Origin of the sequence: Rubripirellula reticaptiva (genome assembly GCF_007860175.1) — a bacterium.
GTDB lineage: Bacteria > Planctomycetota > Planctomycetia > Pirellulales > Pirellulaceae > Rubripirellula > Rubripirellula reticaptiva.
Genome location: NZ_SJPX01000003.1, coordinates 479,367 through 499,516, shown reverse-complemented (window position 1 = coordinate 499,516; position 20,150 = coordinate 479,367). Strand labels below are relative to the sequence as shown.

Annotated in this window: 24 protein-coding genes and 1 pseudogene; 4 read left to right on the top strand and 21 right to left on the bottom strand. The window is 53.2% G+C overall.

Annotated features, from left to right (window positions below; translation table 11 throughout):
- Positions 1–906 carry a reverse transcriptase domain-containing protein gene (locus Poly59_RS29965; protein WP_146534885.1) on the top strand — a complete coding sequence of 302 codons (906 nt, stop codon included), beginning with the start codon at positions 1–3 and terminating at the stop codon, positions 904–906.
- 69 nt (positions 907–975) lie between these two features.
- Here Poly59_RS29965 and Poly59_RS14835 read toward each other — a convergent pair whose 3' ends face one another.
- The 18 genes and pseudogenes from Poly59_RS14835 to Poly59_RS14750 all read right to left on the bottom strand — a co-directional run bounded on the left by Poly59_RS14835 (position 976) and on the right by Poly59_RS14750 (position 15,297).
- On the bottom strand, positions 976–1,440 hold the full coding sequence (locus tag Poly59_RS14835; protein ID WP_246151659.1) for a DUF6896 domain-containing protein: 465 nt from the start codon (positions 1,438–1,440) through the stop codon (positions 976–978).
- A 54-nt stretch (positions 1,441–1,494) separates the two neighbouring features.
- Positions 1,495–2,013 carry a hypothetical protein gene (locus Poly59_RS14830; protein WP_146534884.1) on the bottom strand — a complete coding sequence of 173 codons (519 nt, stop codon included), beginning with the start codon at positions 2,011–2,013 and terminating at the stop codon, positions 1,495–1,497.
- Between the two features lie 374 nt (positions 2,014–2,387).
- Entirely contained in the window at positions 2,388–2,963 is a 576-nt protein-coding gene (locus Poly59_RS14825) for an RNA-dependent RNA polymerase family protein (RefSeq protein WP_186776271.1), read from the bottom strand.
- Between the two features lie 840 nt (positions 2,964–3,803).
- Positions 3,804–4,436 carry a hypothetical protein gene (locus tag Poly59_RS14820; RefSeq protein WP_146534882.1) on the bottom strand — a complete coding sequence of 211 codons (633 nt, stop codon included), beginning with the start codon at positions 4,434–4,436 and terminating at the stop codon, positions 3,804–3,806.
- Between the two features lie 333 nt (positions 4,437–4,769).
- Entirely contained in the window at positions 4,770–4,988 is a 219-nt protein-coding gene (locus tag Poly59_RS30185; protein WP_246151727.1) for a hypothetical protein, read from the bottom strand.
- 255 nt (positions 4,989–5,243) lie between these two features.
- Positions 5,244–5,321, bottom strand: a pseudogene (locus tag Poly59_RS30180) (type II secretion system protein); the annotation flags it as partial.
- Positions 5,322–5,447: 126 nt separating this feature from the next.
- Positions 5,448–5,711: a hypothetical protein gene (locus Poly59_RS14810; RefSeq protein ID WP_146534880.1), complete on the bottom strand. Its 264-nt coding sequence runs from the start codon at positions 5,709–5,711 to the stop codon at positions 5,448–5,450.
- A 510-nt stretch (positions 5,712–6,221) separates the two neighbouring features.
- Positions 6,222–6,800 carry a hypothetical protein gene (locus Poly59_RS14805; protein ID WP_146534879.1) on the bottom strand — a complete coding sequence of 193 codons (579 nt, stop codon included), beginning with the start codon at positions 6,798–6,800 and terminating at the stop codon, positions 6,222–6,224.
- 851 nt (positions 6,801–7,651) lie between these two features.
- Positions 7,652–9,154 (bottom strand): group II intron reverse transcriptase/maturase, encoded by a 1,503-nt coding sequence (gene ltrA / locus Poly59_RS14795; RefSeq protein ID WP_146534877.1) that lies wholly within the window; start codon positions 9,152–9,154, stop codon positions 7,652–7,654.
- Between the two features lie 464 nt (positions 9,155–9,618).
- Positions 9,619–9,855, bottom strand: coding sequence for a hypothetical protein (locus Poly59_RS14790; protein WP_146459010.1), 237 nt, complete (start codon positions 9,853–9,855; stop codon positions 9,619–9,621).
- A gap of 94 nt (positions 9,856–9,949) precedes the next feature.
- A complete protein-coding gene (locus Poly59_RS14785) occupies positions 9,950–10,546 on the bottom strand; it encodes a YcxB family protein (RefSeq protein ID WP_186776270.1) in 597 nt (198 codons plus the stop codon).
- A gap of 83 nt (positions 10,547–10,629) precedes the next feature.
- The gene (locus tag Poly59_RS14780) at positions 10,630–11,127 is read right to left on the bottom strand and encodes a hypothetical protein (RefSeq protein WP_186776269.1); all 498 of its coding nucleotides are present in this window, start codon (positions 11,125–11,127) and stop codon (positions 10,630–10,632) included.
- Positions 11,128–11,680: 553 nt separating this feature from the next.
- Positions 11,681–12,115, bottom strand: coding sequence for a hypothetical protein (locus Poly59_RS14775; RefSeq protein WP_146534874.1), 435 nt, complete (start codon positions 12,113–12,115; stop codon positions 11,681–11,683).
- A 48-nt stretch (positions 12,116–12,163) separates the two neighbouring features.
- Positions 12,164–12,808 carry a hypothetical protein gene (locus Poly59_RS14770; RefSeq protein ID WP_146534873.1) on the bottom strand — a complete coding sequence of 215 codons (645 nt, stop codon included), beginning with the start codon at positions 12,806–12,808 and terminating at the stop codon, positions 12,164–12,166.
- 113 nt (positions 12,809–12,921) lie between these two features.
- Positions 12,922–13,623 (bottom strand): hypothetical protein, encoded by a 702-nt coding sequence (locus tag Poly59_RS14765; protein ID WP_146534872.1) that lies wholly within the window; start codon positions 13,621–13,623, stop codon positions 12,922–12,924.
- Positions 13,624–13,731: 108 nt separating this feature from the next.
- Positions 13,732–14,208: a hypothetical protein gene (locus tag Poly59_RS14760; protein ID WP_146534871.1), complete on the bottom strand. Its 477-nt coding sequence runs from the start codon at positions 14,206–14,208 to the stop codon at positions 13,732–13,734.
- A gap of 167 nt (positions 14,209–14,375) precedes the next feature.
- Positions 14,376–14,702: a hypothetical protein gene (locus tag Poly59_RS14755; RefSeq protein ID WP_146534870.1), complete on the bottom strand. Its 327-nt coding sequence runs from the start codon at positions 14,700–14,702 to the stop codon at positions 14,376–14,378.
- Positions 14,703–14,733: 31 nt separating this feature from the next.
- Positions 14,734–15,297 (bottom strand): hypothetical protein, encoded by a 564-nt coding sequence (locus Poly59_RS14750; RefSeq protein ID WP_146534869.1) that lies wholly within the window; start codon positions 15,295–15,297, stop codon positions 14,734–14,736.
- A gap of 168 nt (positions 15,298–15,465) precedes the next feature.
- Here Poly59_RS14750 and Poly59_RS14745 point away from each other — a divergent pair, with 168 nt between their 5' ends.
- The gene (locus tag Poly59_RS14745) at positions 15,466–15,753 is read left to right on the top strand and encodes a hypothetical protein (RefSeq protein WP_146534868.1); all 288 of its coding nucleotides are present in this window, start codon (positions 15,466–15,468) and stop codon (positions 15,751–15,753) included.
- A gap of 751 nt (positions 15,754–16,504) precedes the next feature.
- Here Poly59_RS14745 and Poly59_RS14740 read toward each other — a convergent pair.
- The 3 genes from Poly59_RS14740 to Poly59_RS14730 all read right to left on the bottom strand — a co-directional run bounded on the left by Poly59_RS14740 (position 16,505) and on the right by Poly59_RS14730 (position 19,322).
- Positions 16,505–16,981: a hypothetical protein gene (locus Poly59_RS14740; protein ID WP_146534867.1), complete on the bottom strand. Its 477-nt coding sequence runs from the start codon at positions 16,979–16,981 to the stop codon at positions 16,505–16,507.
- 717 nt (positions 16,982–17,698) lie between these two features.
- Positions 17,699–18,169: a hypothetical protein gene (locus Poly59_RS14735; RefSeq protein WP_146534866.1), complete on the bottom strand. Its 471-nt coding sequence runs from the start codon at positions 18,167–18,169 to the stop codon at positions 17,699–17,701.
- A gap of 661 nt (positions 18,170–18,830) precedes the next feature.
- Positions 18,831–19,322, bottom strand: coding sequence for a four helix bundle protein (locus tag Poly59_RS14730; RefSeq protein WP_146534865.1), 492 nt, complete (start codon positions 19,320–19,322; stop codon positions 18,831–18,833).
- A 2-nt stretch (positions 19,323–19,324) separates the two neighbouring features.
- Between Poly59_RS14730 and Poly59_RS14725 the strand changes: the two genes are divergently transcribed.
- The gene (locus tag Poly59_RS14725; RefSeq protein WP_146534864.1) at positions 19,325–19,543 is read left to right on the top strand and encodes a hypothetical protein; all 219 of its coding nucleotides are present in this window, start codon (positions 19,325–19,327) and stop codon (positions 19,541–19,543) included.
- Between the two features lie 298 nt (positions 19,544–19,841).
- Complete coding sequence (locus tag Poly59_RS29550; RefSeq protein ID WP_186776268.1) at positions 19,842–20,123, top strand: hypothetical protein; 282 nt, start codon at positions 19,842–19,844, stop codon at positions 20,121–20,123.
- Positions 20,124–20,150: the final 27 nt, after the last annotated feature.

Genomic DNA, 20,150 nt, shown 5'->3' with positions numbered 1-20,150 from the left:
GTGCAGAAGATCATCCGCGGTGGTCGTCGCTGGTGCGTTGATATGGACCTTTCAAAGTTCTTTGACCGAGTCCAACATGACGTACTGATGGCACGCGTGTCCCGCAAGGTTCACGACAAGCGACTACTCAAGTTGATCGGACGTTACTTGCGAGCTGGGATAATGGCGGACGGTTTACACCAAGCCAGCACCGAAGGAACGATGCAAGGCGGCCTGTTGTCACCGCTTCTTTCCAACATCTATCTGGATGACTTGGACAAGGAACTGGAACAGCGAGGCTTGCCGTTTGTGCGTTACGCTGACGACTTTGTGATTTTCACGAAGACGAAAGTTGCCGCACAACGTGTGTACGCGAGCGTCGAGCACTTCTTAAGCGAACGTTTGAAGTTGACTGTCAATCACGACAAAAGCAGCATCCGCCCGGCGGATGGTCTGGAGTACGTGGGCTACGAGTTTCGTGGCTTTGGCGGTCAAATTCGGGTGAGTGCAAAGAAGCTCGACGCCTTCAAGAAACGCGTCTCGGAATTCTTTCGCAAGAACCGAGGCGTGTCGATGAAATCACGTTACGCGGAGTATCGTCGCTACGCGCTGGGTTGGTTGGGTTACTTTGCACTGGATCAAGTGAAGACCACGTTTACGAACTTGGACAAGTGGCTACGGCGACGCGTCCGAGCTTGTTATTGGAAGCAGTGGAAGAAGTCGCAAACACGACTGAAGAAACTAATTTCACTGAACGTGTCTCACCGTGTCGCTCGCGGCTTTGCGATGAGCGGCAAGGGGGCTTCGCGTCTTTCCACGACGTCAGGCGTCCAACGAGCTTTATCCAACGAGTACCTAGCCGCCGAGGGCATGTTTAATCTAGAAGAGCGTTGGCACTCGCTTGCATCCTTGCGACGAAACGCCTAGTGCGGACCCGCATGCTAGGTGTTGTGGGAGGGGTCCGCAGCAATGCGGCCCCTATCCCGATTGCGATGGTTACCCGACGTTTCCGGCAGTCGGCGACCATTTGGACGGTAGTGATGGATCGTAAAACATCGAGTAGGAATCAGCAACACGAATCAGTTCGCCAGCATCCTCTGCATCGACAAGCCAATCATCAAGTGGTCGCGGATCATCAACGGGATTGGGAAGCCCCAGTCGAATGTGCCGATGTAGTGAAAGCCGCCATTTGTCAAAACAGTCGCACTGTCCAGCAGGTCCGTAGTCGTAGTCGATGTGAAACTCGGGGTGCGTGACTTCGATACCCACCCCATGAACGTAGAGAGTCACGCCGTCCGTTGTCGCAACCGAGGATACGGCAGCAATTTGTTCGTGAGCATGTGCAGCCCATGAGTACGCCGTGCGAGGAGCAGGAATGCCAAGCCTGCTGTGAATGTAGTCCAATGCCAACTCCTGATCGCGGCGAAAAAGTCGAATTGCGTCAGCGAGGTCAGCGTGCATGTTTCAGTCGGGTAACGTTGACGATCAGCCGGCGGCGACGGAAGATCAACCACTTCAAAACGCCCGACTTCGCCGCTCGGTTGCATCGTTTGGTTCGCCGCTCAGTCCGAGCGCCTCGGTCCAAGCCTGCATCGAGCCATCAGTGTAGCCCACAGCAACCGTCGTGTACGCCCGCACGTTGCCGAGCATGTCGTGGCAAAGTGGAGGAAGGTCGATCAAAATGAGTTCGCGATCACCGAATGGCAAACCACCAGCTTTTCTGCTGGCATATTTCATTTGCCATGCCCGACCGCGTCGCAAATTGCAGGTGTCCACGGTGGAGTTGATGGTCTCCCCATGCCATCGTACCGTTATTCGGTCGCCATCGATCTCAACGACGGGAAGTTTCGATTGCGACCAAGCGTTGAGAGTGAAACGCCGCAGGAAGCGAATGAGGAGATACCATAGCAAGACAAAAACGATGGCCGCAGCACAAACCACCGCAAACTGCGAGGGTCCCGAACTGTTGCGGAAGGGTAGCCAAGCGATTGCGACGCCCAGAGGAATCCATAACGCAGACATACCACCAATCATCAGGCGGTTCCAAAAGACAGAAGTGTTTCGCCATCGTTGGACGAGATGATCTGGGATGCGTTCAGTCAGATTGTGCGGCACCGTTCTAAACCACCTGTGTCGCGTGGACAATCAAACTTTGCGTCGGCGAACGGCAGCCGTCACCGGGCACGGAGAGACGACTTTCCATTTGTAAAATCGCGCAAGCCGTGCTCCGTGGTGAGTAGAAACAAAGCCTCTCAAGTTTAGCGTACACGATCTTTTCTCTGTGTCCCAGCGGTTTCCTGCGGGGTGCCCTAGTTCGTGTAGCGTGCTGAATTGTGCTTTGAACCCTCTCAGAACCGGACGTGCGCTGTTAACGCATCCGACTCCCAACCGACACTTATCACCTGGCATTACTTCGCTCCCGTCATGGCGATCAAGTCCTTCAGTCGGCCCGGCATCGGCAACGGATAGGCTTCGAGGTAACGATGGTAGTCCGACCAACTCAGATTGGCTCCCTTCTGACTGCGGCGGCGCATCCAACGCAGACCTAACCGTCTCGCTGCCTCGCGGGACTTCATCAGCATCGGCCAATTGTCATTGACGTGGTAATACTGAAAGTGTCCTTGAACTTTGCGGACCAGTGTCGGCCATACTTCGGATATCGGCGTCGCCAGATTCGAACGAAACCACGACTTGAGATCGTCTACCTTTCCACGAAACTTCTTCGCTGCTGTCCTCCGTTTCAACTTGAACTTACCGCTGCGGCTGGTGCCGCAGTAATGCATGAAACCAAGGAAGTCGAAAGTGCTCGGAGCCCCTTCACCGAGTCGCTGGCAATCGCGACGGGCGAACCGGCCAAACCGAATCAACTTCGTCTTCTCCCCGGCTAACTCAAGCGAATAACGACCAAGACGTTTGAGGGAATCGCGATGCAGCGGCCTTGCGGTAAAGGTCAGATGACCGCGTTCGCCTACGCCGCCTTCCACGAACCATCGGCCGAGCGCACCCGAAGATAGCACCCAAAGCACAACCCGCAGCGGCGAAGAAGACGATCAATTCAGCAGCAATGCCGGACTGAGAAACTGCGACAAGTGAGCAGATACCTGTACTGAAGCCGCACAAACCAAAGTGAATCCGCCGTCCTCCATCGGTCCTAGTCCATCATCGTTGAAACGCTCAGTCGGATAACGTTGCCCGCACATTGATTACGGACAACGAATGTTGGCCGAAGCCGATCGACTCTATTGTTTGCTGCAAAATAGCCGGCGGATTACAGCTGATGATGGCTCGTACTCATACGACCGGGGCTCAATCCAGATATCGTCGACGTTTTCCAATTCGAAGTAATCTTCGAAAAAGTCATTCTCCGGCGACCACTCAAAGCCATCGTCGGCTTCATGAGGACTCGGAGGGAGAGGGTCAATCAGGCGGGCTTTTACGGCCTCCTGCAGGAGTTCCCGATTGTTTCGCCAGAGCCACTTCCAGCGACGTCGCCGGCCAGGTTTTGCCAATGCAATTCGCTTCACGAGGGAGGCCAACTCTGCGACCTCCGTGAATGCGTCTGTTTCCAGGATTGACAGCCGCTTGATGTTCTTGGTCGAGATATTTGATTGCTCAAGGAAACCGTGGATCTCCGACAATCGCAGCAAGCGTTGCTGCTCGAACTTGGGCATCCGTCGGCACTGACGACAGATCCTCGAGCCTCGCCCGCCACCACCAACTTGCTTGTTCGGCCGCCGGCGGCCACACAGCATGCATCCACGTCCCACGGTTCGACTACCCTATCTAAGTGACTTAGTTGCCGGATTAAAACGTGCCGTCTTTCATCAGTCGTCGATATCCGCCAAGTCAGAATCATCACGCTCGACCCACTGCTGGTCAACGTTGTTTTGGGCGTCCTCAGGTACGATCAGTTCGATCGGATCTCGATCGTCGTCCGAACTCGAATAAGCGTTTTCGAGCATGTTGGGACGAAACAAGAGCTCCGAACCAGCGACTTTACGAAACCCGAGGCTGGCTAAATCTTTGTCCTCCAGCTCCGTCGTGCGCTTCCACATCACCGTGGCAGTGTCAACGGGAAACATGCCGCAAACGGAATCGAGTATATACGCACGCCACGCGTTTACACTCGGATGAAACACCGCACCATGGATGAAGACGAGACCATGAATGGGATCATCGAACCCGAAGTCCTCACGAATCCCGAGGAAGTCGATATCCGGCTCGATGGTGGCTTCGTAGACTTGCATCCACGTCGCAGAATCGGCATCACAAACGTGAAGGATGCTTTCACCTTCGCTGTCGGCACGGTCGATGTCGAGATAATCGACGGCCAAACGGGCCGCGATAGCAGGCTCATCACCAGCAGTATGACACCAGACGTCAATCTCGCTGGTGCGGATATAATGATTCGGTTCGGTCGGTTTCGGATAATAGGTCGATTGACATTCAAAACGCATTGCGTGGACTTCCGTGGCTGGTCTCGTCAAAAAGAAGTGAGACAGTCTAGCGAATACGCTCGTGCTGACCAAAGTGGGCTTGCTTCGTATCGAAGGCGTTAGCACTCGCTTGCATCCTTGAGGCGAACCGCCAAGTGTGGCTCCGCATGGAGCTGGTGTGGGAGAGGGCCCGGGTAACCTGACCCCTGTCCCAATTGCCATGGTTACCAGACTTACAACGCTGCGCTTCGGGGTGGCAGTGAAGGAACATCCGCCTGACCCATCTCTCCCAGGTTATCGCAATACGCCCCGCTCATTGGTGGAAAGTGGGTGTGGTTCCTGGAGATCCGCGAATTAGCGTGGCGGCAATCCAGCGCCAGCACGGGTGAAGTTGTAGCCGGACGTGGCCCAGCCTTCGATTACCTTCGATTCGATAACCTCAATGTGCCCATCGAGAAACAGATAGTTTGCTGTGCTTCCAATATGGCGACCCCTAGCGATGTACGAATCGACAATCGGAAGGACAAGGTCCGCGTCAATATTCGCTTGCGTGAACCAAGTGTTGGGATTCATGTCAGGCGGAGAACCCGGGTCCTCTACGAGTGGAGCGCCATTGTGCTCAAAGAACTGCATTGTTGAGTGTGTGGAGTTGTAAACACGAGGATCGTTGTAGTCCAAAATATTACGGAAGTACCCGAGCGAATCAGGTGAATCCGGGCAAATGTTTACGGGGGGACGAGTGCCAAAATGGAATTGTCGTAAGTTGCTCGCACATTCCGTCCTCCGCGCTGATGCTCGTGCGGATTGCACGGCCGGCATGAGTAAAGCGAGGCAAATCGAGATGATCGTGAACACGGCAAGTAGTTCAACGAGCGTGACGCCGTGACGGGATTGGCTAGTGTTCAAGTTCGTGTGAATATCAGTCGGATAACGGTCGGGTTTTGCGGGCCGGGAGTGATGACTTGCAAGCAGACAAATTCGCCCGCAAGCCCGGCTCCGTAACAACCCATGGTTCTGTCACGCACACCTGTGCTATCGGCGAGGCGGAGGGTCGGCGACATTGCCCGCATCGTACTCGATCTGAAAATCAGCAAGCAATTTGCGCATCTGCACAATCGCGTCTTTGTCGTCGGAGTATGCCGCCCTCATTGCATGTTTCCAATCCATAGACAGGTTGTCCAATGCAAGCCGTGTTTTGACCCACGCCTGAAAAGCGTTCAGCGAAGGCTTTTCGTTCTGCCAGGGCAGCAAGTGGTTTGATAGAGCCTCGCTGTATCCGTCAAAGAACGATGTCATGGCATTAAATGATGTGGATTCAGCTTCACAAGCGTAAGCGAGAAGGGCGAAGCTAGATCGAATTCCTGCTGGCGAAGCAAAGACTTGACGTTGGCTACCATCCGTTGCAACCGTCAAGCGTGCAGTCTTGCATTCGATCTGAAGGGACTGGTCGTCGTGAATATGTAGCGAAGTGCCAACTAGATCACTTGACTCCACGAAAATACGAGCTGGCTCCCATGCATGGGTAAACATTAACTTCGTGCACAATATGCAGTCAAGATACGCGTTCGCTGTCGTGGATTGAGGTGTGGAGAGAGCTATGACGAGCACTGATTCGTACCTCAACAAGTCCCATACGATCGCCTTTCCGCCATCGAATTGGCGAAGCGATTGATTCAATTCAATTAGCAAATCTGGATATGCCAACGCGTCATCCATAGGATCTCTTTGACAGAACGGCGGACATCACCGGGTGGCGGCGAAAATCGCAACTTCGAGAAATATTAACCACCGCCACTCCGGTGAATGTCATGGTTCGTCGAAGTCCAACAACGTTGAACCTATATTCCAGCCAAGTTGGGACTCGGATTCAACGTAATTGCGTTGCATAAACGGTCTTGGTACAGCGACACGTTCATCCATCAGTACGATGATAGGATAGCCAGATTGGAAACCTTCATCGTTGCTGCCCGCGGCTTCATCGAGGAAAACGGTCCAGTACCAGATATCGCCCTCATATCGAGTGAGTTCGGCGTTTCTGAACTCCATTCCCAGTGGATCGATGTTGCCAACGCTCCGAATCGCCCTATTTGCGATAGCGATTGCGCGACGAGCGGAAACGGGGGGATTTTGAGCATCTGGTTTCCATCGTGTTGAAACCAGAATGTCCGATCGTGAAACTCGGGCCATTAGCTGGGTACCTTGAAAATATGTTCCACGTCCTACGTAGCCTTCACCACTGGCGGGCTCATCAACAACAGTTAATCTTTGGTTGAAAAACCGAAAAAAGCCGAATCCTGCTGCAAATATCGCAATCGCGATTAGCAGGGCAGCAATCGAGAATTGTAAGAATCGGTGCATAAGTTTAGCAAGACGAACGTTACGCATCAGCGGGAACGGGCGAAAGACTCGCAAGCAGACGAGAAAACAGACCACCCGTTCTCCGTTGCATGCGATGGTTACGCCTTTTTGTGTCGGAAAAAAGGTGAGTGATTAGACTCCGCTTCCAAAAACTCGGCAAAGTCCCTTGCGTCGTAGTAATCGCATGGAACATACCGTTCCATGTCCACAAGGTGTAAGTAAGATTCTAGAGTGCGAAAAGTTGGTTGGTAGAACGGTCGGGAATTGCTAGCGCCATCGTACTCTTCATGCGTCACGAAGCCAACGTTGCATTCGTCGGTGGCAAAGTCGCAGACAAATGCGTCACCATTCGGGCCGAATCCAATTGGAATTTGTTGGTGTCGAAGCAATGCTGGCGTCCATGGGTACGAGCGAATTCCGGAAACGGGTTCAAATACAATCGGTCCGATCTGCGTCGACTCGGTTGGCCAGTGCCATTGAAGTGTTCGTTTCAATTCAAGCGGCAACGGTAGTTCCTCAAGCCACGCCTTATCGTCTACCGAGGCGTGCCCAATTTCTGCGGAGTCATCAGCCAGATGATGAAGCAGATTAGAGGCTACCGAAGTTTGCATGTCATCAAATTGTTCTTGGCGTAACGTGGAGCGTCACCGGGCCGGAAGTGTAAAAGTAACCACTTGAAAACGCTCGCAAGTCCGGCTCCGGGCGAGTAGAAACAAAGCCTCTTAAGTTTAGCGTACACGATCTTTTCTCTGTGTCCCAGCGGTTTCCTGCGGGGTGCCCTAGTTCGTGTAGCGTGCTGAATTGTGCTTTGAACCCTCTCAGAACCGGACGTGCGCTGTTAACGCATCCGGCTCCCAACCGACACTTATCACCTGGCATTACTTCGCTCCCGTCATGGCGATCAAGTCCTTCAGTCGGCCCGGCATCGGCAACGGATAGGCTTCGAGGTAACGATGGTAGTCCGACCAACTCAGGTTGGCTCCCTTCTGACTGCGGCGGCGCATCCAACGCAGACCTAACCGTCTCGCTGCCTCGCGGAACTTCATCAGCATCGGCCAATTGTCATTGACGTGGTAATACTGAAAGTGTCCTTGAACTTTGCGGACCAGTGTCGGCCATACTTCGGATATCGGCGTCGTCAGCTTCGAACGAAACCACGACTTGAGATCGTCTACCTTTCCACGAAACTTCTTCGCTGCTGTCCTCCGTTTCAACTTGAACTTACCGCTGCGACTGGTGCCGCAGTAATGCATGAAACCAAGGAAGTCGAAAGTGCTCGGGGCCCCTTCACCGAGTCGCTGGCAATCGCGACGGGCGAAACGGCCAAACCGAATCAACTTCGTCTTCTCCTCGGCTAACTCAAGCGAATAACGACCAAGACGTTTGACCAACACGGATGCGAAACGCTTCGCATCCGATTCTCGCTCGAACGTGCAGACGAAATCATCCGCGAAGCGAATGATGGCTGCCTGGCCCGAAAGCCGTGGCTTCACCTGCTGTTCAAACCACTCGTCCAGCACGTAGTGCAAATACACGTTCGCTAGCAGTGGTGAGAGAACCGAACCTTGGGCAACGCCCTCGGTCGTGTCGTGCCTGGTGTCTTGGATCATCACGCCAGACTTGAGGAACTTGACAATCAGACGCAACAGCCGCGGGTCTTCGATACGATGCCCAAGAAGCTCAACGAGTTTCTCGTGGCAAACGTGATTGAAGAATCCAGCGATGTCGGCGTCATACACAAAGTTCACTCGTTGGCGGACGATGGTCTGGCCTAAGTCGGCCAGAGCCTGGTGGCAACTGCGTCTTGGTCGGTAACCGTATGAAGTGTCACAGAAGTCCACTTCGTAGATACGTTCCAAGATCATCACGATCGCACGCTGTACGATCTTGTCTTCCACACAGGCGATTCCTAAGGGACGAGTTTTACCTTCGCCCTTGGGGATCTCTCGTCGTAGACTTGGCTGAGGCCGATAGCTGCCGCGATGAAGACGATCTTCGAGTTTCCGCAAGTTCTCTTGCAGGTTGACTTCGTAGTCGTCCACCGTGACATGATCGACACCCGGTGCCTTGCCTCGCTTGAGTTTTCGGAAGGCGTAGAACAGCAGTTCGTTATTCAACAATGAAAACACATTGTTGAAGGTAGCGACTGCATCGCCTTCCGCTCTCGTGGTGATGCGATCGAGTCGCTCGTTCACCGATATGCCACCGCTGAGTGTGGTCGATGTTTGACTCGATACGCGTGTCGGCCTGACCGCCTTCCCTCTTCCGGCATTACCCGGCGTCAATGGTACTTTACAGTCATCCGACTCCCAAAGGGTCGTTTGCCGTTGTTGCTTCTTCGGCTTCGCAGGCATACTCGATTCGTCGTGATTGAAAGTCATGATCGTATCAAGAACTCTCTGGGTCTCACTGGTTGCCTTGAAGACTTAGTGTGTAGCGCGAGTGGATCCTCGACTCCGGGACTCTCAACTACACTCGCCATTGACGCGTCGTTGAGCGTGGCCTTCAGGCATGCACAGACCGTGGGCAGTATCCGACAGGAAACCATGTTTTCGGAGCTCAATCTCGTTCAGGGCCTGACAGCCAGTCAGTACCTTTCACCCTCACTACCTTTCTGTTTACGCTTCAACGTTGGACTTCAACGTGAAACGTCTTATACCAACGCTGCAAAACTCGATACTGAGCCTGTGGCTAACAGCTACTCAGACGGGATTCACACCCGCTAGTCTTCAAACCATTTCCAGTCCGCACGTGCATCGGATGGTTATCCGCCGTCATAAATCGGATCGAGAAATCGCCGGCGACAAACCTTAGCATACCGGAAAATGACAGTCATAACCGATCGTTAAATACGACCAGTCAAAGCACGATATATGTCGCCTTGTTCCTTGAGCCGAAACCGTTCGGGAATGCGTTCTGCGGGACGCGGAATAAATATGAGGAAGAACAGTGAGGCAAAGGCAGCGGGTGATGCAAGCAAAGCGAAGTGGCGGTAATTATCTGTGCCGAGAAAGCCAAGAAAAGCGAGGAAGAAAAGGAAGGCCAGAAACGCAAAGAATCGACGATCGTAAGCGCGGGTCATGATTGTTCCAATCGAGTGTAGGGTAGAGAAAGTTCAGTCGGATAACGTCGGTCGTAACCGGGCGACCGCCATAGACTTTCCATTTGAAAACGCGCTACCGGTCGCTCCGGTTCACGACATGGTTCGTCGGCAGTTTTTCGGTTAGGAGCTTGCGTATTCTAAACGGCCCATCGGTACTATCGAGTGTAGCGTCAGGAATCCAGTTTACCATTTTTGGCCCGCGGTAAAGAAGCACGCCGTCACTGAAGATCACAGCCTTTGAGAAAGCCGCCCATTTGAGATCGGTTTGCTCGATTTCCGATTCGGCGCGAAATCCGTCATCCGACAGGTGAATGATTTGCTGAGCATTACAGTGCGGTGATCTCCGAAAATTGCGTGTGGCAAGATAGTCGTCAATCTTGTGCGGAAAGAACGCGAATATCGCGAGAGCAACCATAAAGGCCGAGGCGAAGTATTGTGGAATGAATAGTCCGGCAATTGCGACGAGCACGAAAATGAACGCAGCAACCCATCGCAACCAACGCCACAGCCGGCGTCCCGAATGTTGCGACCGGAATCGCGTAAGCGTGTCGATCAGGTGTTGCGATGTGAACGAGAATCGAGAGGTAATGGTGTCGACAGAACTTGGATTAATGTCGCCGATGTCGTGCGACTCAGATAGCGGCGGATCGTAGGGATTCAAGTTTTCCATGTTCGACGAACGTCGGACATCACGGGGCACGGAGAGTTGATTATCCATTGCGAAAAACGCCGCAAGCCGTGCTCCCGTGCATGTCATTGTTCCCCGCGTTTTCGATCTCGCCGATCAATCCACGATGAGATCGTCGGTGGACCGTAGGCGCGAACGTGGGAATATGCCCAGTCGTAATCATTGGGCATTACGACCCTGGGCGTTCGTTTTGTTGTAGGATACCAGAAGTTTCCCTCGGGCTCACGCAATCCACAGCACACTGCGGCAAGCGAGCCGTCAGCACGCGTCGGATCAGACGAGATAGAAATTTTTGCGGGAGCGATACCGTAACCACTCGGAGCATCTAGAAAGTGCAGCCAGAAGTAGAGATCGAGCGATGTTCCGAGATCAATCACAACGGTCTCAAGTGATAGCCCATCAGATGCGATGCACTCACCGTTCGTGTGTTGGGCCACCACCTCACCGAAAAGTTCGTCGACCGTGCGGATGAATTTGGAGTCGAAGCGAAAGTCTTCGATGAGTGTCGCGTTCCATTGGCCGCACGCGCTAGCAGAGTCGTAGTGACGCAAGCGATCATTCACCGACCGGAACACAAAGTCGAATTTGAGATTGAACGTAGAGTCTCCAATTCAGTCGGGGAACGTTACGGTTTACCGGGCGGCGGCGAGTGCCGTGATTTCAAAACAACGCGCCCACCGCCGCTCCGGTACAACCGATGGTTATCCGTTTTATCGACGGGCATTGATCGAGTGTTGGGCAGTGGATTTCAAGTCGCCAAAGTCTAGCGGGCCCTAACGTACGCGGCAAGCAATTCCGTTCATCGAAGGATCAGAACCGTTTCGGTGCCATCGACAAACGCCATTCGTTAAGACGGAAATCAGTCAGCGATCAACCAACGTTGTAGCCAACGCCAACGGAGGATCAAAACATTTGACGCGTCGACTCACTAACGCAAAAGCCGAACGACCAATTCGCATTCGAGCGTTGAAATGATCGCTTGTGCGAACAAATACGCCGGACACCTAAGGGAGTCAGTCGGATAACGGTACGGTTCAGCGGGGCCGCGCGAGCGACTCACCACTTCAAAAACGCTAGCTCGCGGCCTCCGTTGCAACCGATGGTTCGCCGCGCCGATTATGGCATCCGTTCAAGAAGCTTCACCCAGAACACAACCGCCGTTCCGAAGTGAATCGAAATAAGGATGCAAACACGAGTTAATAGCTTTGTTGGCCACGGTTCCAGTAAGGCGAACCACCAGTAGCAAAAATGGACTACGAAAATCACTATGGGCAAAACAGACACCAGGGCATAGCTTCCTGGTTTCAAAAAAAAAGCTGCTGGCCCAAGTACGAATGCAGCTACAGTTTGGGCCACGTCGTGACTCAATGCTGCTCCGACGGAAAACACCGCGTAAACAACGGTCGCCGTGCTTAATGCCGCAAGACAACCAATTGATGCGGAAGATTTTAAAGTGAAATTGCGACTCATGTCATCGGCGAACGACCGAAACACGGGGATCGCCCCCAAGACGATCCACTTGCAACGCGTCATGGCGATCTCCCGTGTCATGGTTCGTCGTGTTTATGGACATTAGAGCGAGTATTGCTCATCGCTATTTCACCACGGTTCAGATCCCCACTGACTGAGTCGAATAACGCCGGCAATGGTTAGGCCATGTAAAAGCTGGATGAACAGAGCACGTGGATAGGTGAAGCAAGACACAATAGCAAAACCGATGGAAGCGACCAAGCAAACGATCGTGATGAAAATGACAGCGTGCACAGGACCAAGACCAGTGTAGGCACCGGAGCGGTTCGCAATCACGATCGCGACGTCAGCGCCGAGTCCAATAAAATAGATTAAAAGTGACAAAATCGCGAGTGAGCGCCCGATTGTGCTGCGACGGGTCACCTCCGTCGGACCATCACCGCTTGGCGGGCTCGAATCGGCATCGATTAACCTAACCGGTTGATCGTTCTCCTCGCTCTGCCGTTGGCTTTGCTGCAACGTCCAAGTACAGCCGACAACAACCACGGACACAAAAAACGAAACAGGCAAGATTCTGTACGGAAGAACTCCATGCACGCTCAAATAACAGTACATGGCGAGAAGAAGCCAAGTCACAAAAAATCCGACGACAGCATACCGAACACTATGCTTCTTCCAGTAGGAACTAATCAACATAAATGCGCTTTGCACCAAGCCATAGCTGATCATTGCTGGAAATAACACTCGCGTTAAGTAAAACGGGATGTCTGCCATATATTTTGCTCGTGAGCCTCACTTGATTTCCCGTTTGGTCGTTGCGTTCGCCTCTGGCTGACGAACGTTGCGGTTCAGCGGGGCGGCGCGACGGACTCTCAACCTCATTAAGCTCAACTCGCGGGCGTTGCAACCGATGGTTCGCAGCCTACCGATCGAGCGCTACTAAGTCCAGCAGACCAGTGATATACCGTTAGGAATAACGCACTTGAAATGGTCAAAGCGAGCGTTCCGGAGATCCATAGCCGAAAAAACCATGCGGCGGAAACAGGGGAATTCTCGGGTTCTGTAGGCGGGTAAGGTGTGAATTTGAAGTAGGGATACTCGGGTAAACTCATCGGGAAGACCTGAGAGAATATTATCCCATAGGTGAATCCCAGCGCGAATCCCGCGATAACACCTCGAACAAATCGCTGCGGCACGCCCGATATCCACGATTCGGTTTTCGTTCCCAACAGAGCACTCATCGCACCGCCAAGTACGCACGGAACAACGACCACAACTTGAACAAGCCTAAGCGGCAGGACAGAGACAATCGTCCCGTACAGAGCAATGAATACAGATCCGGCGGCGATTCCAGAAACGACTCCAAGAACCGCCCAGGTTTTGGATCGTCGTATCCATCCAACCCATAGCCCGAGCAACGCCGGGTAGATAAGAAAAAGATTGGTTGCCAATCTCCACTTGAGTGAATGCGTTGAGTCCATACTCGAAGGGATCATTGCAATGGCAGCCGAGAAGCTGATGGCACCAAGACCTGCGCCCATGATTAACAGAATGCCTCGCGAAACCGACCGTGGTTCAGAAGACGTCACAAGCTCGACCCCGTTGACTGCGAGGAATACGAATATGCATTAAGGTGAAGCTCTGTCATGCTATCTCGAGTCGGCGAACGTCGGTGATCAGCGGGTCGGGAGAGTTGACTATCCACTTGTGAAATCATGCAAGCCCGACTCCGTTGCATCACATGGTTCGCCGCCGTCTCGCTGTTTCGATTTGGGTGCGAGGTAGTGGATACAATCGGACCGAAACCAGATGTATCCGATGCCGATCGTCAGCATGCAATATATCACGATCGTTGCCGGATGTGCCCCAGCATCGAGCAATCGAGGCGTGTCGAGAAAGCGGTCGCCCGATAGCGACGCCAACGCGAGGTAGCCGCCGTTCGCGATGAGACAGAAATCAGCGATGAACCATGCCCATCGTTTGCGGATGATCGCCGCCAAGAAAGTTGGGACAGCAATGCCGAATATTGGGCCGGCCCAAAGCGTCACAAGCGGGTTTGGATCAGGAGAGTGCAAGCTGTACGGCATGCGCCATGGAGCAAGGTCAAAATCGGTGAGGGTTGCGCCGCAAGTCATACCACCAATCATGTGGCCGCATTCATGGGTGGTCGTCATGACGACCCAAGAGGCTGCAAGTAATGTTGCGAAGATGGCGTAGCGACGTATCAATTAACGCGACCAGTTGAGCATCGGTCTTTGTCGGCGAACGTTAGAAATCACGGGGGACGGGTGAAAGACTTGCAAGCTGACCAAGAAACGCGACTCCCGTCCTCCCGTGCATTTCATGGTTCGCCCCACCACGCTCGGATCGCAAGCATCGGAACAGCGATGATCCAAGCGATGGCGAATACCAAACGGAGGGCAGCGATCAAGCGAACGAAGCCGAGCCGGGTTGCGATGCCGGTAAGTTCCTCCGTTGGGATACCAGTCATGTTCGTGTCTTCTTCGATTTTTCCGTGTACCAGGATGCGGAAGTCGTTGATTGCTCCGAGAATAGCAAAGACCCAGCCGATGCCGAAGAAGATTGAAAAAATGACGGTTGTCATGATGGGCGAACGTCCGACGTCAGCGGGGACGGCGGTTTGATTGTCAATTTGTAAACGCCCCATGCCGTCCTCCGTTGCACGTCATGGTTCGCCGTTATTTGGTCGGCTTGAAATTGGGGTCGGACTGCGGTTCGAGCCAAAGAATTACTCTTCTATCACAGCTTGGCGCCTCGAATGAAGCGAGCGCGATCACTTCGTCAGGTCCAAAATCGTATTGGGAAACATCACTGAAATCGAGAAGATTGATCACCTTGGGGTCCAACTGATCTAAGCCCTGCCATTCACTCGGTGCGTATGTACTCTGTCGCTCTAATGACTGCACGACCAAGATTGGCTGGCGTTTTCTAAGATCATACGCAAGATCATAAGACACGATCGCCTCTTCATGTGTCAATGCGGTTAGGGCACTGGAGCTTTCGGCGTTGGACAGTGCCTCGAAATCGTCATGCTGCCAGGACGAATCGACCTCGGAAACCCGTATTGAGTACCGGCGACTCTCCGGTGCATGAAACCGCAACTTGGCACCGCGAGAATGCTGGAACTTTGCGATTGAACTCACGTATATCCGGTCGTCTCGGTCGGCATTGATATAGCCAAAGTTTTGCCGAACTGATCCGACTTCTGCTTCGGCGTCTTGCAGCTTCGTGGACGTTATCACGTTTGAAATCAGAAGCGCGCAGATTACCCCAACCAACAGAAACGTCGCGAGTGAGAAAGATCTACGCTTTGGCATTCGGATCACTGATCAACTTATCGTGAGCTTTACGTTGAATCTTACCGTCACGGTCGGCGAACGTCAGCGATAACCAAGTCGCGGGAGAAAACAATGAGTACAGAAAACGGCAGCAACCGCGACTTTGGTTCATCGCATTGTTATCGTGCTTACGGTTTCGAGCCGTGTGAATATGAACCAGACGAGTGCGAGCGATGCAAGCAGGTTAAGCCATTGTATTTTGGCGACAGGGATTATTGGGACAGTCGCGAGGGATCACATCTCTGCGGAGACTGTCTGGATGAGCAAATCGCGGCAGACAAAGAGTACACCGCGTACATGGAAGAAATGATTGAGAGTCAGCGTGACCACGAAGCCAGCCACATGCCGTGGATGATGTAGTCACGATAACGGTACCGATCAGCCGGTCGCGGCGGTTGATCTTCCATTTCAAAACGCCCAGCTACCGCGACTCGGTTGCATCGGATGGTTCGCCTTCCTACTTGGATTTGAATTGAGTCTTGAAGCGTCTGAGTTCTTCGTCGGGGATCGGAAGGAGTTTGTTGAAAATGTCGTGAAGGCTGGAAGTGGTATCGAGCCATTCCGCTGAATCCGGATATGCGAAACCGAAGTTTTTGCAAACCCAGCAAAATGATCCCGTGTAAATAGTGTCGCTATTTGCAGCGTCGTCAATCGCAGCAGTATAAATGCGTATTCCGTGAATAGGATAGTGGCAAAACGCGCCACCGGTATGGCTTCGTTTCTCAATTTGGTCTGCTAGCGCAAGGAGAAGATCCTTGCATTCGTCTGCATTGAGCTTCTTGGTCGAGATTATACCGCACGTCGCTCCATACGGTGCGATAGGAAATCGCGACTCATCGTCATTGAAAGGGTCCGGCTTCTTTACGTCGTCAAACCGAAGCAGAACCAATTCGACCGATTTTGCGCTGCGTATCTGTTTCGAGATAGCCTTCCGGTACTCGTGTCGAGCAGTTTCAATTCGCGATTCGTATGCGTTTCGCGGCGAAGTATCTTGCGCAGATGCCAGCAGAGGCAAGACAGCTAGAGTTAACGTGAGGATGCGGATCATGATTTGATAGGCGAACGTTACCGATCACGTGGTCGCCGCGAACGACGCACCACTTCAATAAGCTCAACGCGGCGACTCACGTGCATCGTCTGGTTCGCCGGCTTTTGGGGCAATAGCGTGTGCGTGCCGGCGATGACGAAGTACGTGAATGTTAGTCTCGTGATTCAACCCAAGCAGGGAGACGGCCACAACATCACCAGTCTCTTCAGTATGAAGAATTGTAATGTGTTTCTGCTCGGGTGTGAATCTGAAAGATAGATGTGATGCAAGCGATAACTCTGCAGTTTTGAAGAAGCCGATCCCTGGCCCCGTCTTACCCTCGTCGACAAATCGATCGAGGGTCTGTGGGAGCCGTGTCTCGCCAATTCTTTCCGCGTACCATTTGACGATCTCATCAAAAGTCGCGACATCGACATGCACTACTCTAGTCGTTCCTTCGAACGGCTTTACGCCGTCGCTGTCAGCGGCGTAGGAGTTGCTCATTCGCATCGACGAGAGTTCAACGCGGGACAAGGGTAAATCGACATTGACGGGATACATCCACGGTTCGTCGGCAGTAGCAACATGTGCAAGCGTAAACGTCAAGACTGCAAGTAGAATCTTCATTTCATCCCTGATTGATTTGCAAGAAAGTAGCGAACTGTGAAACGTCTAATGTCTCGGCGAACGCTTACGATCACCTCGCCGCGACGAGCAATCTACCACTTCTAGAAACCTCATTTCGCGGCTGAGGTGGATCGGTTCGTTATCCGTTTTCATGTGTATTTTCATGATTTGTTGACGCCCGATTGCGGACGGCGTGGCGTACCAGCCCGGCAGTTCCCGCCGATAGCGACCAGATTACCGATATTGGAGCAATAAACCCAAACATTTCCTGGCACATGCCAAGATACCCAACCCGTTCGAGATACGGAACAACTTTGCCGCCTGCATCGCGAACTAGTCCACGAGGAATTGCTGGCACTGCCACTATCGAGAGAGGAACCATAACGACGAGTGACCAAATCAAACCGTTTCGGCATCCAGCAAGTAGTGCAGCCAATGCCGTCCGAGGAACGCGCTCCGGAGTAACAATGCGCGACGGTGCGTTCGGCGGCGAATAAGGGTTGGTCACTTTAAATGTCGGTGAAGTGAGTGCAGATTTTCAGTCGGATAACGGCGGCGATCAGCGGGCCGGGAGAGTTGACTTTCCATCTGTGAAACCCTGCAAGCCCGGCTCCGTTGCATCGCATGGTTCGCCGCGACTGTCTGTTGCGTTCAGTCGCCGCCTTCAGCGTAGTAGCGTAGCTGTTTTGCGTATTCGCCGTCAAACGATCCGTGTGGTCGTTCGCCGTCACGGAAGTAGCGCTCGAGCGTCGTCTTGGGGTGAATCCAATGTTGTTCGATGCCTTGTATCGGTGTGATCACGTCGGCAGGCAAGTCCGGTATGTCCTCGTTTGCGAACGCCACGAGCGATTCAAAGTCAACGGAAATGTGTTGTGCCGCCGCGTCCATTGTCCTCGGATCGGGGAGGTACTTAGTGTGGTACTCGTAGCCAACTAAATCATCCCAGTTAGCCGGAGGCGAACCGTCGTGGTCCTCGGCGTATGACGCGATGATGCAGGTAACGCCCCACTCGTAGTACGCCGACTTGATGCCGCGTTGAAGATTGATGGCAGTCCATCCAAGACACGCGACTATCAGAGTCGGCAGTGCGATCCAAAGCAGCGTTTTGGTGCGTTGTCGCATCGGCATACTTCAGTGCAAGGTGACAACGGATTGATGATAGCCATTTCCAGTCGGCGAACGTTACACATCACCGAGGACGCGCGAAAGATTCACCATTGCAAAACTGCTCGGCTCGCGTCCTTCGGTGCATGTGATGGTTCCCCGCTTCAAGGTGCGGAATTCAGTCATGCAAGAATCGTTGAGCGTCAAAGCCGTCTACTATCGTGGCTAAAGCATTCGCCCAGTCGTTCAGCGAACGCTTAGTGTAGCCAACCGGAGCAGTGTTGTACGACCAGATGCCGCCCCAAAATCCGGTTTGAAGAGGTGGGAAGTCGATCAGTATCAGGTCGTGGTTACCAAATGGGAGAAGCGGTCGGGCCGAGCGTGCATTGCGTTTCATTTTCCAGGGTCGGCCGACCCGGAAGTGACAATCGGCGGCATCAGCGACAATCCTGGTTGAACCCCAATGAAGTGCCAATCGTTGTCCAGTCAGTTCAACGACTGGAAGGTTGTCTCTGCTAGCGAATCGCAACGGCCCGTTGCGCCAGAGTTCGTACAGGTCGTCAGGAATGCATTCGGTAAGACGGTCGCTCAGTGCTATTGGATCGTCCATTGGCAAACAGCGAACAATTCAGTCGGGGAACTGCAGCGTTGACCGAGACGCCGCGAAAGATTCTCAACTTCAAACAACTGAACTCGGCGTCTTCGGTCCAACGCATGGTTCTGGCTCTTCTCGATCGTGCTCGTGCTCAGCATCGCGGTGCTCGTGCTCGCAATCGATCGCCACGGCATAGTCTACCGACGATTCGCTCACGTCGTCAAATTTCATCGCCATTCGAGTCAACATCGAGACGATTCGTTTGAGCTTGGACTTCAAGTCACGACTCGTTGAATCGTCCAAGCCACCCGTCGCAACCAAAACATCTTGAATCGCCGCACACTCAAACGACGAACCGCGAGCGATGTCGAAAAACCGAGCACGGTCTTTAAAGCTTCGCTTACCGTTACCCTCGGCGATGTTCAGCGGGATCGATTGCGCCGCGCGAAGCCGTTGGTCGCGGGCGTGGCGATGTAATCCGGTTAGTGTTTTGGAAACGTCAAACGCAGCGGTAACGTAGTCGATCGAGAGACGATAAACGTCAAGTCGATCGTGGTCGAAAGTTGGATCGTTCATCCGTGCCCCTCCAAATCGATTACGAGCACGAGCACCGTTTCACTGAGCACGAGCACGATGTGCACTTCGTGCCAGAACGTTACGGTTTACCGGGCGGCGGCGAGTGCCGTGATTTCAAAACAGCGGTACCACCGCCGCTCCGGTACAACCGATGGTTATCCGTTTTATCGACGGGCATTGATCGAGTGTTGGGCAGTGGATTCCAGGTCGCCAAAGTCTAGCGGGCCATAAAGTACGCGGCAAGCAATTCCGTTCATCGAAGGATCAGAACCGTTGCGGTGCCATCGACAAACGCCAGTCGTTAAGACGGAAATCAGTCAGCGATCAACCAACGTTGCAGCCAACGCCAACGGAGGATCAAAACATTTGACGCGTCGATTCACTAACGCAAAAGCCGAACGATCAATTCGCAATCGAAGGTTAAAGTGATCGCTTGTGCGAAGAAATACGCCGGACACCTGAGGGAGTATGTCGGATAACGCTTGCAATCATGGGGCACGCCCCAGAAAGGCATCAATTATGAAAGACTCTCCGGCGTGCTCCCATGCATTGCCTTGTTCGTCGCGTGCGTTACCTTCGGGGCGATGGCGGTGGCGAATTAAGCCTACATTTTCGATCAAGGATTGGTGGATTGGACTGCACGTCAACGATCGAGAGGTCGGGTTTAGCTGGTTTTTCCAGCCGTTCCCGTGCCTCGGCTTTGTGGTGTCGAAAGAATGGATACTTGTGCCGGTTTCGGTGCGTTGCCGCGTCGTGGCGGACAATGGCGACGGCACCATGACGCTGGAAGATGTGGAATAGCATCCGACGAACGTCCGGGATCAGCGG